The organism is Streptomyces filamentosus (assembly GCF_014654895.1).
Classification (GTDB): domain Bacteria; phylum Actinomycetota; class Actinomycetes; order Streptomycetales; family Streptomycetaceae; genus Streptomyces; species Streptomyces filamentosus.
On the sequence record NZ_BNBE01000004.1, the window covers coordinates 661,211 to 674,732 of the forward strand.

Below are 13,522 nucleotides of genomic sequence, written 5' to 3' on the forward strand. Positions count from 1 at the left end.
GATGAAACGTTCTTGCTTCGGACATTTCGGATGCGACCGCCGACCGGATGCGCCCCCACGGCCGTTGCGGCCGGATGGAGGTACGGGCCCGCCTCCTCCGGCGGCGGACCGAAAAAAGTCACCCGCGAGGTGAAACCGGCGAGCGGCCGGCCGGCGAAGTCCTCCACGACACAGGGTTCGAGACCTTGCTCGAATGCTCGAAGGGATGCTCGCCATGACTTCTCGCTCCGCCGGCGCCACGATGGCCCTGGGCGCCGTCACCCTCCTCACTCTCGCGTCCGGCGCCCCCGCGCTGGCCGCCCAGCAGGCCGACGAGGCCACCGTGTCCGTCCTGCACGCCGTCCCGGGACTCACGGTCGACGTCTACGCCGGCGACAAGGAGCTGCTCCCCGACTTCGCACCCGGGACGCTGACCGACCCCCTCAAGCTGGCCGCGGGGTCCTACGACATCAAGGTCTTCAAGGACGGCGAGGGGCCCGGCGGCACCCCGGCGATCGAGAAGACGGTCGAGGTCCCCGCCGGCGCGAACGCGACCCTGGTCGCGCACCTGACGGCGGACGGCAAGCCGGCCCTCGACGCCTTCGTCAACGACACCTCCAAGGTCCCGGCGGGGAAGGCCCGGCTCACCGTCCGGCACGTCGCCGCCGCACCCGCGGTCGACGTGCGGGCCGACGGCAAGGCCGTCTTCAAGGGGCTGGAGAACCCGAAGGAGGCCAAGGGCGAGGTGGCGGCGGGCACCGTCTCCGCCGACGTCGTCCTCGCGGGCACCGACACCGTCGCCGTCGGACCCGCCACGCTCGACCTCGCCGAGGGCAGCAACACGATCGTGTACGCCTGGGGCAGCGCCGCCGACAAGAACCTCGCGCTGAAGACCCAGACCCTCACCGGCATGCACTCCGCGCCCTCCGGCGTCCCCGCGGGAGAGACGGGGCAGGCGGCCCCCGTCAACGACGCCGCGCAGATCGGCGCGCTCTCCGCGGGCGCCCTGGTGACCCTCGGCGCGGCCGCCGTCCTGCTGCGCCGGCGCACCGACGCCGGCTGACGTCCCCGCACCTCCCGGGCCACCGGCGCCGACCCGACGGCGGCGCCGGTGGCCCGGCGGTCCCCCGGTCACACGCCCCCGGAAAGGCTCCAACGGCATGGGAAGGCCCGCGATGGGACGAAGGCGGTTCCTCGGACTGGTCTCGGCGGTCATCGGTGTGTGTCTGACCGTCCTCCTCGGTCTGACCCTGGCGCGGAACGGTCCCGGGGCGCCGGCCGACTTCGGCGCCGACCCGGTCCGCGCGTCCGCTCCCGCCGCTTCCCCCCGGCCCCCGGGCGGGCGGTCCTCGCACGCTCCGGCCCCGGCCGTCCGCGACCGGGCCGCGGCGATCCCCGCGCCCGTGTCCGTCCGCATCCCCCGACTGCGGCTGGCGGCACCCGTCGAAGCCGTCGGGGTGGCTCCCGACGGCCAGGTGGCCGTGCCCGACGATCCCGCCCGCGCGGGCTGGTACCGCTTCTCCCCCTCCCCCGGCGCCGTCGCGGGATCCTCGGTCGTCGTGGGCCACGTCGACGCCACGGGACGGGGTCTCGGGGTGCTGGCCGCGTTGAGCGAGGTGCGGGAGGGCGACGAGGTCGTGGTGGACCGGCGGGACCGGTCCACCACGACGTACCGCATCACCTCTCGGCGCACCGTCGCCAAGGACGCGCTGGCCGGGTCCGGCGCCTTCCGCCGTGAGGGCCCGCCCGTGCTCACCCTCATCACGTGCGCGGGCCCCTACCTGCCGGAGGCCGGGGGGTACCAGAACAACCTGGTCGTCACGGCCGCGGCGGTGGCGACCGGGTGACGGGGTGCCGGGGCGCCGGGCGGTCACGGGCCGCCCGCGCCACGGCCGTGGCCACGGCGCCGGACGACGACCTCGTCCGGGGCACTCGCGCCGGGGGCGGTCACGGCCGCTTCCACCGGTGGCGCGGGAACGAGCCCCCGGGGTCCACGCGGCACCACCCGCGCCGATCGGTCCCCGCCACTATCTCGGTTGCGCCGGTCCGGATCCACCGGTACCAACGGTGGGGGCCGGCCCCGCCCGGTGATCCCGACGATCAGCGAGCGGCGCCGGCCCCCGAACCGGGACGACGGCCTCGGCGCGCACGGCGTCCGAAGGCAGGACGAAGGACGCTGTGGACAAGACCGAACTGATGGCGAAGGCACCCTCGATCGCGGCCTCCATGGCCGCCGCCGACGTGTCCCCCGGGATCCAGCTGGCCCAGACGCGCTACCGGGCCGCGCTCGTCTCCGGCTGGGGCGTCCCGGCCGGAGCCTCGGTCCTGGAGGTCGGCTGCGGCCAGGGCGACATGACGGCCGCCCTGGCCGAGGCCGTCGGCCCGCGGGGCAGGGTGGTCGCCGTCGACATCGCGGACCCGTCGTACGGCGCCCCGGTCACCCTGGGACAGTCGGCGGAGCACCTCAAGGCGTCGCCGCTGGGCTCCCGCATCGACTTCCGCTTCGGCCTGGACGTCCTCGACGAGGCGGTCGCCTTCCCCGACGACGGCTTCGACCACGTGGTCCTGGCGCACTGCTCCTGGTACTTCGAGTCCCTGGACCGGCTGGGGGCGACCCTCGCCCGGGTCCGCCGCTGGGCACGGAACCTGTGCTACGCCGAGTGGGACCTCACCCCCGGCTCGGCCGAGCAAATGCCCCATCTGCTGGCGGTGCTGATCCAGGGTCAGATCGAGGCGAGCGGATCGCGGGGCGAGGGAAACGTACGCACGCCGTTCTCGCGCGAGAGCCTGCTCCGGGCCCTCCCTGCGGCGGGCTGGGACCCCGCCCCGGCGCAGGCCGTCGACACGACCGCGCTCCAGGACGGCGACTGGGAGGTGGACGCCTGCATGGCACTGCTCGACGACGCGGACCGGATGGCCGGACTGCCGCGGACGGTGAGGGAGCTGGTGCTGAGCCAGGCGGACGTGCTCCGGTCCCTGGCGAAGCGCCGTGGCAACGTGCCGCTGCCGGCCTACTCGCTGACCGCCCGCTGAGCGGACCGCGGCACCGGCACCGGTCCCGGGCCGTGCCCCTCGACCGGTGCGAACGGGGATCGGCCCGGGTCCGGATCCGGCCCGCTCCGGGAGGCGCGGCCTAGCGGGGGAAGACCTCGAAGGTGACCGCCGGGCGGCCGCCGAAGCGGGCGGCGGAGCGGGTCGCGGTCTCGGTGACGAACTCGCGGACATACTCCTCCGGCTTCCGGTCCGTCAGGGCCTCGATGTAGGCGCGGTGGCAGAGCAGCGACTCGATCGCCCGCTCCAGGCCGGGGCCGGCGTCGACGGCGTGGGTGGGGAAGCCGGAGGCGGCGACGGCGACCCACCGGACGCCGTCCCAGGGCGCGAGGCCCTGGTCGGCGAGTTCGGGGAAGATCCAGCGGTTGCCCGCGTCGGACGCCGCGTCGAGGACGGCCCGGCCGACCGCCACGTGGTCGGGGGTGTTGCGGGGCGCGCCCGGCCCGTCGCCCCAGCCGTCGCGGTGGTTGAGGGTGACGACGAGTTCGGGCCGGTGGCGGCGGATCGCGGCGGCGATGTCGCGGCGCAGCGCGGTGCCGTACTCGATGACGCCGTCGCGGTGGTCGAGGAACTCGACGGTGGTGACGCCGACGGCGGCGGCGCTCGCCCGCTGCTCGCGCTCGCGCAGCGGGGCGCAGACGTCCGGGGCGATCGTGTCGATGCCGGCCTCGCCGCGGGTGACCAGGAGGTAGCCGACCTCCTTGCCGGCGTCGGTCCAGCTCGCGACGGCCGCCGCGCAGCCGTACTCCAGGTCGTCGGGGTGGGCGACGACGGCGAGGGCGCGCTGCCAGTCGCCGGGGAGTTCCGGCAGGTCGGTGGCTTCGTTGTCGGTCATGCCCGCAGGATACGGGCCGCGTCGGCGGCGGTCGGGCGGAACGCCCCGGCGAGGATGACGGAGCGCGAGACGTTGCGGGGCCGGTCGGGGTTGAGGCCGCGCCGGTCGGCGAGGGCGACGGCGAGCCGCTGGGCGCGGACCAGGGCGGCGACCGGGTCGACGGCGTCGGCGGTGAACAGGGCGCCGGTGGACTCGACTTCCTCGCGGAGCCCGGCCGGGACGGGACCGACGCACCAGACGAGGCCCGCCCGGTCGCTGACGCTGATGGGACCGTGCCGGTACTCCATCGCCGGGTACGACTCCGTCCACGCGCGGGCCGTCTCGCGGAGTTTGAGGGCCGCCTCGTCGGCGATCCCGACGGTCCAGCCGGTGCCGAGGAAGGTGAACTGGGAGCGCCGCTCCCAGGCGGGCGGGAGCGGTTCGTAGAGGGCGAGTTCGGCGTCGGCCACGGAGGGCGCGAGGTCCACCCCCAGTCCGGCGCGCAGGAGTTGGAGGGCGGTGGTGGCGAACCGGGTCTGGACGACGGAGCGTTCGTCGGCGAAGGAGAGGTCCACGACCCGGTCGGCGAGCCGGGCGGCGGGGCTGCCGGGGACGCCGGTGAGGACGAGGGTGGGCCGCCGTCCGGCGGCGGCCGCCAGCAGGTCGACGACCTCGGTGGTGGTGCCGGAGCGGGTGAGGGCCACGATCCGGTCGTAGCCGCGGCCGAGCGGGGTCGGTTCGGAGGCGGGGAAGGCGTCGGTCTCGCCCGCCCCGAGGGACTCCCGCAGGGCCGCGTAGGAGCGGGCCATCAGGTACGAGGTGCCGCAGCCGACGACGGCGACCCGCTCGCCGGGCCGGGGCAGCCGGTCGGCGAGCCGTCCGGCGAGGGCTGCGGCGCGGCGCCAGCAGTCGGGCTGGCCGGCGATCTCGGCGGTGACGTGTGCGCTCATGGACGAGTTGTAGCGGCCCCCGGCGGGGCCGGACCATGTGCGATCGGAGTCCGGCGCTTGGACTTTCGCGCGCCGGGCCCCGCCGCGTACCGCCGGCCCCCGCCGCGTACCGCCGGGCCCTGCCCCGCCTCCGTACGGGCACCGCCCCCCCCTGTACGGGCACCGCCCCGTCCCCGTGCGGGCTCCGCGTCAGAGTTCGTCGCGGGAGAGGGCGAGGAGCCGGTCGAGGACGCGGGGGCCACCGGCCCGGACGCCGTCGTGCTCGAACTCGTCGGTGACCCAGGTCCGCAGGCCCCGGATCGCGCGGGCGGTCTCCAGGGAGTGGGCGGTGTCCACGTACATGTCGTCGTGGTAGACGGCGGCGGCCACCGGGACCCGGTTGGCGGCCAGCCGCTCGGGGTCGTACAGCGGCGTCCAGTCGTCACGCCGGGCGAGGAGTCCGGCGGTCTCGCGCAGCGGGCGCAGCGCGGGGTCGGTGGTGAAGTGCCAGGGGTGGACGGTCTCGCCGGTGAGCAGGACGGGCGCGCCGGAGGCGAGCGCGCCGGCCGCGTCGAACTCGGGGAAGTCCGCGCGGACCCGTTCGGCGGCCCAGTCGGTGGGGCCCCGGCCCTGGGCGTAGATGGCCTCGTGGAGGAGGGCGTAGAGCGGGTGGCCCGCGTACGAGAGGTGGGCCTGGACCTGTTCCAGGAAGGCGTCGGCGAGTTCCGGTCCGGTGGGGGTCGGCACGAAGGCGCCCTCCAGGAGGTGGTGGAGCTGGTGGGTGCCGTCGCCGGAGCCGAGGAGGATGCCGAGGGACTGGAAGGCCTCGACGGTGAGGAGGCCGCCGCCGGGCAGCACGACCTCGCGCTCCAGGAGGTGGGCGGCGACGGCGCGGACGCGTTCGGCGTCGCGCGGGTAGCGGGCGAAGTGGGCCTCGTTCTTGCGCCGGATCCGGGGGAAGGCGGCCTCGTAGACCTCGTCGGCGGTGGCGTCGAGGGACGGCAGGCCGCCGGTGACCAGGACCCGCTCCAGGCCCTCGGGGGCGGTGGAGAGGTAGTGGACGGCGCAGAAGCCGCCGAAGCTCTGGCCGAGGACGGTCCAGGGGGCGCCGCCGGTGAGCCTGCGGCGGATCAGCTCGCAGTCCCGGACGATGGAGTCGGCGCGGAAGTGCACGAGGTGGTCGGCCTGGGCGGCGGCGTCGCCGCGCAGCGGGAGGGTCTGGCGGTTGGCGGGGGTGGAGCGGCCGGTGCCGCGCTGGTCGAGCAGGAGCACCCGGAACTCGCGGAGGGCCCGGTCGAGCCACGCCTGCCGGCCGATGAAGCGGCGGGCGCCGAAGCCGGGACCGCCCTCCAGGTAGAGCAGCCAGGGCAGCCGCTCGCGCTCGGCGTCGCCCAGTCCGGCGGCGGTGACCTCGCGGGCGTACACCTCGATGAGCTCGCCGTCGGGGCGGTCGTGGTCGAGGGGGACGGGGAAGTGGTGGTCGGTGACGACGACGCCGGGCTGGCGGTAGGTGGTCAACGGTGCTCCTGCGGCTGTTCCTGCTCCGTACTCCCCCAGTGGATCACGGCCCGGCGGCGGTCGGGGTCATCCGGTCTGCATGACCGCGATGACGTTCCCCGCCGGGTCGGTGAACCAGGCGATGCCCCGGGGTCCGCCCTCGCCGGCGTTCCGCACGATGCCCTTCCCGTCGGCGTCGAAGCCGGGGTAGCGCTCGAAGACCGCGCCGCGGGCCGTCAGGTCGTCCACGGCCCGGTCGATGTCCTCGACCTCGAAGTTGAGGATCGTGAAGGAGGCGGGGGCGTGGTCCTCCTTGGGGTAGACGAAGACCCGGGCCCCGCCCGGCAGGGTCAGGAACAGCATCCGCATGTCCCCGGTCCCGGCGTCCTCCACGGTCAGGCCGAGGGCGTAGCCGTAGAAGCGCCGGGCGGCGTCCAGGTCGTCGACCGAGAAACTGCCGTACGCCGTCGTCTCGCCGAACATGGCGTGCTCCCTTCCGGGGCCCCGGGCGCGGGGCCCGCCCTTCCAGGATCCGCCCGCCCGGCGCGGCGCGCACGGGACCGCTCAGGGGGCGATCGGCAGCTGCCGCTTGTGCTCGGTGAGGTCGTAGCGGCGGACGATCGCGGCGCGGGCGGCCTCGGCGACCGGCTTGCCCTCCAGGAAGTCGTCGATGTCGTCGTAGGTGACGCCGAGGGCGTCCTCGTCGGGCTTGCCCGGGTCCAGGGTCTCCAGGTCGGCGGTGGGGACCTTCCAGACCAGTCCGGCCGGGGCGCCGAGCTCGGCGGCGACGGCGCGGACCCGGCGCTTGGTGAGGCCGGTGAGCGGGACGAGGTCGGCGGCGCCGTCGCCGAACTTGGTGAAGAAGCCGGAGACGGCCTCGGCGGCGTGGTCGGTGCCGACGACGAGCCCGTCCCGCGCGCCGGCCACGGCGTACTGGGCGATCATGCGCTGGCGGGCCTTGATGTTGCCGTGCACGAAGTCCTGGTGGTGGGCGTCGCGGAAGGTGACGCCGGCGGCGAGGGTGGCGTCGAGGGCCGCGTCGGAGGCCGCCTTGACGTCGACGGTGAGGACCTCGTCGGCGCGGATGAAGTCGAGGGCGGTCTGCGCGTCGTGCTCGTCGGCCTGGACGCCGTACGGCAGGCGCATGGCGTAGAAGCGGGCCTCGTGGCCGGCGGCGCGGGCGCGCTCGACGGCGAGCTGGCAGAGCCGGCCGGCGGTGGTGGAGTCCACGCCGCCGCTGATGCCGAGGACGAGGGAGCGCAGTCCGGTGGTGGTGAGGCGTTCGGTGAGGAAGGCCACCCGGCGCTCGATCTCGGCGGCCGGGTCGAAGGTCTCGGAGACCTGGAGCTCCCGGGCGATCTGCTGCTGGCGGTCGGTGGGCGCCGGGTCGGTCACGGAAATCTCCTCGTCGGAACGGGTGGGGACGACGGGTCCGACTCTACGGGGTGGCGGGCGGGTCCCGTCGCTCCGGCTCCCGTCCGGGGGCGGGCTCCGGTGCCGGGGCGCAGAGCACTTCGACGCGCTGGACGAGGTTGTTGGCGAAGCCGCCGCGGTTCCAGGGCGCGGTGAGGGGCTGGGTGCGGCCGGTGGCGTCGGTGGCGCGGACGGCGAGGTGGCGCAGGCCGGGGGCGGCGGTCCAGGTGGTGTGCCAGGCGGCCCAGGCCCAGGGGTGGGCGGGGTCGCGGACGACCTCGGCGTCGGTCCAGGCGGCGCCGCCGTCCTCGCTGACCTCGACGCGGACGACGGGGCCGTGTCCCGACCAGGCGCGGCCGGTGAGCGGCACGGGCCCGGGGCGGACGACGCGGGCCCGGGTCATGAAGTCGGGGAAGCCGGGCGGGGCCATGAGGGCGCGGGGCTCGATGAGGGTGACGGGCTCCCCCGCCTCGCCGGGGTCGCGCCGGATCCGGTAGGCGGCGGTCTGCTGGAAGCCGGTGTACGGGGTGGCGGTGAGGGTGATCTCGCGCAGCCACTTCACGTGGGCCATGCCGTACCAGCCGGGGACGACGAGCCGGAGCGGGCTGCCGTGCTGGGGCGGGAGCGGGGCGCCGTTCATGGCGTACGCGACGAGGACGTCCCGGGCGGGGTCGGCGGCGGTGGCGAGGGGCAGGGAGCGGCGGTAGTCCTGCTCGACGCCGCGTTCGACGCCGTGGTCGGCGCCGGTGAAGACGGCCTCCACGGCGTCCTCGGCGGGGCCGGCCTCGGCGAGGAGGGCGGCGAGCGGGACGCCGGTCCACTCGGCGGTGCCGACGGCCTCGACGAGCCAGGGCTGGCTGACGGGGCGGGGGGTGAGGCGGGCGCGGCCGTTCCCGGCGCATTCGAGGGTGACCCGGCGGGTGACGGCGGGCCGGGCGCGCAGGGCGTCGAGGGTGAGGTCGAGCGGGCGCAGGACGCGGCCGCCGAGGGAGAGGTGCCAGCCGTCGGGGTCGGTGTCGGGGATGTCGTAGTGGACGAGGAGGTAGTGCAGGCCGGGCGGGGTGAGGTCGTGGCGGAGGGCTTCCAGCGGGAGTCCGTGGTTGCGGGTGGCGAGGGCCAGTTCGTCCGGGGTGAGGGCCTCGTCGGGGTCCGCGACCCGTGCCGGCGTGCTGAGGGCGGTCAGGTCGCCCGGCGTTCGGTCCATGTCTTCATGGTGCGCCGCCGGACGCTTCGCGGCCTCCGGTGCCGAGGGCGCGGTCGAGGCCGGCCTGGGGGAGGTCGGTGAGGGAGCGGAGGAAGATCTCCTCGTAGACCGGGTCGCCGAGGGCGGCGCGGACGGCGGCGGTGTGGTGGGCGTGGAGGGTGCGCAGGCCGGGGAGGCCGCGGCGGGGCTGGCCGGTGACCCGCCAGTACGCCTCGCCGGTGCCGGAGACGTCGGCGGCGCGTTCGCCGTCGCCGGCGGCGGCGTGGGCGGTGGCGAGGACGTCGAGGCCGAGGGCGACGCCGAGGCTGGCGCCGAGGGCGCGGGTGCCGGCGAGCATGGCGCGCGCGTGGGCCGCGGCGGCGGCCGGGTCGCCCTCCAGGAGGCCGGTGAGGGCGAGCTGGTACTCCAGGGCGGTGCGGGTCCAGTGCTCGTCGAGGCGCTCGCAGTGGGCGCGCAGGGCGAGGGCGTCGGCGCGGGCGTCGGCGAGGAGGCCGAGGCCGGTGAGGGCGAAGACGCGGACGAGCCGGCAGCGGAGGACGGCGGCGGAGTCCGCCGGGCCACCGCGGGCCGAGGCGAGGACGTGGTCGACGACGACGAGGGCGGTGCGGGCGCGGCCGGTGGTGAGGGCGAGGAGGCCGGCGAGGGCGGCGGCGTCGAGGGTGAGGTCGCCGGGGCGGTACGGTTCCGGGCCCGCGTCGGCGGCGCGCAGCGGGTGCTCGGTGTGCCGGGCCTCGCGGGCGCAGCGTTCGCTGACGTCCTGGGCGGGGCCGAGGTCGCCCTGGAGGGCGAGGGTGACGCCGAGGGCCCACAGGGCGCGGGTGCGGGCCCGGCCGCGGGCGTCGCTGAGCAGGAGGGCCTGTTCGAGGCCGTCGCGGGCCTCGCGGAGCCGGCCGCGGCAGGACCAGGCGAAGGCGACGGAGCCGACGAGGTCGAGGGCGGCGTCGGGGTCGGTGCGCAGGAGGCGGTCGAGGGCGGTGCGCAGGTCGGTGTGGTGGGTGTCGACGGCGCGGTACCAGGCGAGCTGGCCGGGGCCGTGCCAGGCGGTCTCGCCGAGCCGGGCGAGGGCGCCGAAGTGGGCGGCGTGGCGGTCGGCGACGGCGGCGGTCTCGCCGAGGCGGTCCAGCCAGTCGGCGCCGTACTCGCGGAGGGTGTCGAGCATCCGGTGGCGGCCGGCGGGGTCGGCGGGGCGGACCACGCTGGCGCGGACGAGTCCGTCGAGGGCGGCGGGCAGGGCGGTCTCGGTGAGCGGTCCGCCGGCGCAGACGGCGGTGACGGAGGCGAGGTCGAAGGGGCCGCGGAAGACGGAGAGCCGGGCCCACAGGAGCCGTTCGAGGGGGCCGGCGAGTTCGTGGCTCCAGCCGATGGCTGCGCGGAGGGTCTGGTGGCGTGCGGGCCAGACGCGTTCGGGGTGGGCGAGGAGGTCGAGGCGGGCGCCGGGCCGGGCGTCGAGGCGGTGGCCGAGCTGGTCGCGGACGGCGGGGGCGCCCTGGAGGCGGATCTGGGCGGCGGCCAGTTCGAGGGCGAGCGGGATGCCTTCGAGGCGGACGCAGATCTCGGCGGCGGGGCCGGTGGCGGGGAGGTCCTCGCCGGCGGCGGTGCGGAGCAGGTCGAGGGCGTCGCCGCCGGTGGGCGGGAGGGGGTCGAGGAAGACGGTGTGCTCGCCGGGGACGCCGAGGGGGCGGCGGGAGGTGGCGAGGACGGTGAGGCCGGGGGCGGCGGCGAGGAGGTCGGCGACGAGCCGGCCGCAGGCGTCGGCGACGTGGTCGCAGCAGTCGAGGACGAGGAGGAGCCGGGTGCCGGCGAGGCGGCGGCGCAGGGCGGTGGTGTCGGTGCCGGGGGTGTGGTCGGCGAGGTCGACGGCGTCGGAGACGAGGGCGACGAGGAGCCGTTCGCCGTCGAGCTGGCCGAGGTCGGTCCACCAGGCGCCGTCGGGGTGGCGGCGGCGGACGTGGTGGGCGGCGCGCAGGGCGAGCCGGGTCTTGCCGACGCCGCCGGTGCCGGTCACGGTGACGAGGCGGTGCTCCGCCAACGCGGCGGACATGCGCTTCAGTTCCGTGCGGCGGCCCACGAAGCCGGGGTTCTCTTCAGGGAGGTGTCCACGCACGGGAGCAGTGTCCCTCATGCGGGCGCCGAAAGCTCCCCGCGGATCCGGTTCGCCGTGCTTCCCGGCCGCGGGGGCCGGGTGCCCGGTCAGTCCCGGCCGGGGGGTGCGTCGGGTCCGGGGGCGGCGAGGTCCTCGACGGCGTCGGCGCCGACGACGGCTCCGGTGGACCTCCGGCCGCGGCGCAGCCGGCGTTCGAGCCGGGAGGCGAGGGTGGTGAGGGCGAGGTTGAGGAGGACGAAGAGGACGGCGACGACGGTGAAGCAGGCGATGGTGTTGGCGCCGTAGTTGGCGCTCATGGGGCGGACGGAGGCGAGGAGTTCGGCGAAGCCGAGCATGGCGCCGCCGAGGGCGGTGTCCTTGACGATGACGACGAGCTGGCTGACGAGGGCGGGCAGCATGGCGGTGACGGACTGGGGCAGGAGGACGTACGCCATGGTCTGGCCCTTGCGCATGCCGATGGCCTTGGCGGCGTCGGTCTGGCCTGCGGGAAGGGCGAGGATGCCGGCGCGGACGACCTCGGCGAGGACGGAGGCGTTGTAGAGGACGAGGCCGGTGACGACGGCGTACAGGGGGCGGGTCTCGGGGCCGACGGCGGTGAACTCGGCGTAGGCGGCGTTGGCGAAGAGCATCAGGATGAGGACGGGGATCGCGCGGAAGAACTCGACGACGGCGCCGGCGGCGGCCCGTGGGAGGCGGTGGTCGGAGAGGCGGGCGATGCCGAGGAGGGCGCCGAGCGGGAGGGCGAGGACCATGGCGAGGGCGGCGGCGACGACGGTGTTCCTGAGGGCGGGCAGGAGGTAGGTCTCCCAGACCCGGGCGTCGGTGAAGAAGGGTTTCCACTTGTCGGCGGTCAGCTGGTCCTTGGCGGCGAGTCCGGCGGTCACCCACCAGACGACGGCGCCGAGGGCGAGCAGGAAGAGCAGGGTCCACAGCAGGTTGCGGCGGCGGGCGCGGGGGCCGGGGACGTCGTAGAGGACGGTGGCGGGCTCGTCCCCGGTGGCGCGCCTCACCGCTTGACCGCCGCTTTCCTGGCGAGCCGCCCGAGGAGGAGGCCGGTGGGGAGGGTGAGGCAGAGGAAGCCGAAGGCGAAGATCGCGGAGATGAGGATCAGCTGGGCCTCGTTCTCGATCATCTCCCGCATGAGCAGGGCGGCTTCGGCGACGCCGATGGCGGCGGCGACGGTGGTGTTCTTGGTGAGGGCGATGAGGACGTTGGCGAGGGGGCCGACGACGGAGCGGAAGGCCTGCGGGAGCACGATGAGCCGCAGGGTCTGGGGGAAGCTGAGGCCGAGGGCGCGGGCGGCCTCGACCTGGCCGAGGGGGACGGTGTTGATGCCGGAGCGCAGGGCCTCGCAGACGAAGGCGCTGGTGTAGGCGGTGAGGCCGAGGACGGCGAGCCGGAAGTTGATGGTGGTGAAGCGGTCGGCGCCGAGGCTGATGCCCAGGGTCTGGAAGAGGCCGAGGGAGGTGAAGACGATGATGACGGTGAGGGGGATGTTGCGGACGATGCCGACGTAGGCGGAGGCGAAGCCCCGCATGAGGGGGACGGGGCCGACGCGCATGGCGGCCAGCAGCGTCCCCCAGAGCAGGGAGCCGAGGGCGGACCAGAAGGTGAGCTGGACCGTCACCCAGAAGGCGCCCAGGAGGTCGTAGCCTTCGAGGAAGTCGAACACGGCGGCCGGCTCACTCGACGACGACGCCGATCTTCGGGGCGGGTTCGTTCCGGTAGCCGGCCGGGCCGAAGTTCTTGTCGACGGCGGCCTGCCAGGAGCCGTCGGCGACCATCTTCTCCAGGGCGGTGTTGATCCTGTCCTTGAGGTCGCTGCCCTTCTGGACGCCGATGCCGTAGTTCTCGTTGCTCAGTTCGAAGCCGCCGAGCTTGAACTCGCCCTTGAACTCGTCCTGGGCGGCGTAGCCGGCGAGGATCGAGTCGTCGGTGGTGAGGGCGTCGATGACGCCGTTCTCCAGGCCGGTCAGGCATTCGGAGTAGCCGCCGTACTCCTGGAGCTGGGCGTCGGGGGCGATCTTCTCCTTGACGTTCTGCGCGGAGGTGGAGCCGGTGACGGAGCAGAGCTTCTTGTCGTTCAGGTCGGAGGGCTTCTTGATGGACTCGTCGTCGGCGCGGATCAGCACGTCCTGGTGGGCGAGGAGGTAGGGGCCGGCGAAGTCGACCTTCTTCGCCCGTTCGTCGTTGATGGAGTAGGAGGCGGCGATGAAGTCGACGTCGCCGCGCTGGAGCATGGCCTCCCGGTCGGCGCTCTTGGCCTCCTTCCACACGATGTCGGACGGGTCGTGGCCGAGCTGTTTCGCGACGTAGGTGGCCACGTCGACGTCGAAGCCGGTGTAGGTGCCGTCGGGGGTCTTGAGGCCGATGCCGGGCTGGTCGAACTTGATGCCGATGGTGATCCGGCCGTCGTCGGAGTGGTCGGCGGGCACGGCGGCGCGGGCGAGCGAGGCGGAGCCGAGGGCGAGGACGACGGCGGTGGCGGAGGCGACGAGGGCCCTGGTGGTCCTGAGCGGGTTCATGTGATC

Annotated in this window: 13 protein-coding genes; 3 read left to right on the forward strand and 10 right to left on the reverse strand. The window is 75.3% G+C overall.

Annotated features, from left to right (window positions below; translation table 11 throughout):
- The first annotated feature begins 214 nt into the window (after positions 1-214).
- The 3 genes from IE326_RS36775 (at position 215) to IE326_RS36785 (ending at position 3,012) form a co-directional block, all read left to right on the forward strand.
- Positions 215-1,042 carry a DUF4397 domain-containing protein gene (locus IE326_RS36775; RefSeq protein WP_150234168.1) on the forward strand — a complete coding sequence of 276 codons (828 nt, stop codon included), beginning with the start codon at positions 215-217 and terminating at the stop codon, positions 1,040-1,042.
- A 112-nt stretch (positions 1,043-1,154) separates the two neighbouring features.
- A complete protein-coding gene (locus IE326_RS36780; protein ID WP_190044674.1) occupies positions 1,155-1,826 on the forward strand; it encodes a class F sortase in 672 nt (223 codons plus the stop codon).
- A 331-nt stretch (positions 1,827-2,157) separates the two neighbouring features.
- The gene (locus IE326_RS36785) at positions 2,158-3,012 is read left to right on the forward strand and encodes a class I SAM-dependent methyltransferase (RefSeq protein WP_190044675.1); all 855 of its coding nucleotides are present in this window, start codon (positions 2,158-2,160) and stop codon (positions 3,010-3,012) included.
- Between the two features lie 100 nt (positions 3,013-3,112).
- Here IE326_RS36785 and IE326_RS36790 read toward each other — a convergent pair whose 3' ends face one another.
- The 10 genes from IE326_RS36790 to IE326_RS36835 all read right to left on the reverse strand — a co-directional run bounded on the left by IE326_RS36790 (position 3,113) and on the right by IE326_RS36835 (position 13,516).
- Complete coding sequence (locus IE326_RS36790) at positions 3,113-3,865, reverse strand: PIG-L deacetylase family protein (RefSeq protein WP_150234174.1); 753 nt, start codon at positions 3,863-3,865, stop codon at positions 3,113-3,115.
- A complete protein-coding gene (locus tag IE326_RS36795) occupies positions 3,862-4,794 on the reverse strand; it encodes an SIS domain-containing protein (protein WP_190044676.1) in 933 nt (310 codons plus the stop codon). Before IE326_RS36795 ends, IE326_RS36790 begins: the two co-directional genes overlap by 4 nt.
- Positions 4,795-4,983: 189 nt before the next feature.
- Positions 4,984-6,291 carry an alpha/beta fold hydrolase gene (locus IE326_RS36800; RefSeq protein WP_190044677.1) on the reverse strand — a complete coding sequence of 436 codons (1,308 nt, stop codon included), beginning with the start codon at positions 6,289-6,291 and terminating at the stop codon, positions 4,984-4,986.
- A 66-nt stretch (positions 6,292-6,357) separates the two neighbouring features.
- A complete protein-coding gene (locus tag IE326_RS36805; protein WP_190044678.1) occupies positions 6,358-6,753 on the reverse strand; it encodes a VOC family protein in 396 nt (131 codons plus the stop codon).
- An 81-nt stretch (positions 6,754-6,834) separates the two neighbouring features.
- The gene (gene nadE / locus IE326_RS36810) at positions 6,835-7,665 is read right to left on the reverse strand and encodes an NAD(+) synthase (RefSeq protein ID WP_150234182.1); all 831 of its coding nucleotides are present in this window, start codon (positions 7,663-7,665) and stop codon (positions 6,835-6,837) included.
- Between the two features lie 43 nt (positions 7,666-7,708).
- Positions 7,709-8,887, reverse strand: coding sequence for a sulfite oxidase (locus tag IE326_RS36815; RefSeq protein ID WP_150234184.1), 1,179 nt, complete (start codon positions 8,885-8,887; stop codon positions 7,709-7,711).
- 4 nt (positions 8,888-8,891) lie between these two features.
- The gene (locus IE326_RS36820) at positions 8,892-11,009 is read right to left on the reverse strand and encodes an ATP-binding protein (protein WP_190044679.1); all 2,118 of its coding nucleotides are present in this window, start codon (positions 11,007-11,009) and stop codon (positions 8,892-8,894) included.
- A gap of 68 nt (positions 11,010-11,077) precedes the next feature.
- Positions 11,078-12,001 (reverse strand): amino acid ABC transporter permease, encoded by a 924-nt coding sequence (locus IE326_RS36825; RefSeq protein ID WP_190044680.1) that lies wholly within the window; start codon positions 11,999-12,001, stop codon positions 11,078-11,080.
- Positions 11,998-12,663, reverse strand: a complete 666-nt coding sequence (locus IE326_RS36830; RefSeq protein ID WP_150234190.1) for an amino acid ABC transporter permease — start codon at positions 12,661-12,663, stop codon at positions 11,998-12,000. The genes IE326_RS36825 and IE326_RS36830 overlap by 4 nt, the downstream gene beginning before the upstream one ends.
- 10 nt (positions 12,664-12,673) lie before the next feature.
- Positions 12,674-13,516 (reverse strand): glutamate ABC transporter substrate-binding protein, encoded by an 843-nt coding sequence (locus IE326_RS36835; protein WP_190044681.1) that lies wholly within the window; start codon positions 13,514-13,516, stop codon positions 12,674-12,676.
- Positions 13,517-13,522: the final 6 nt, after the last annotated feature.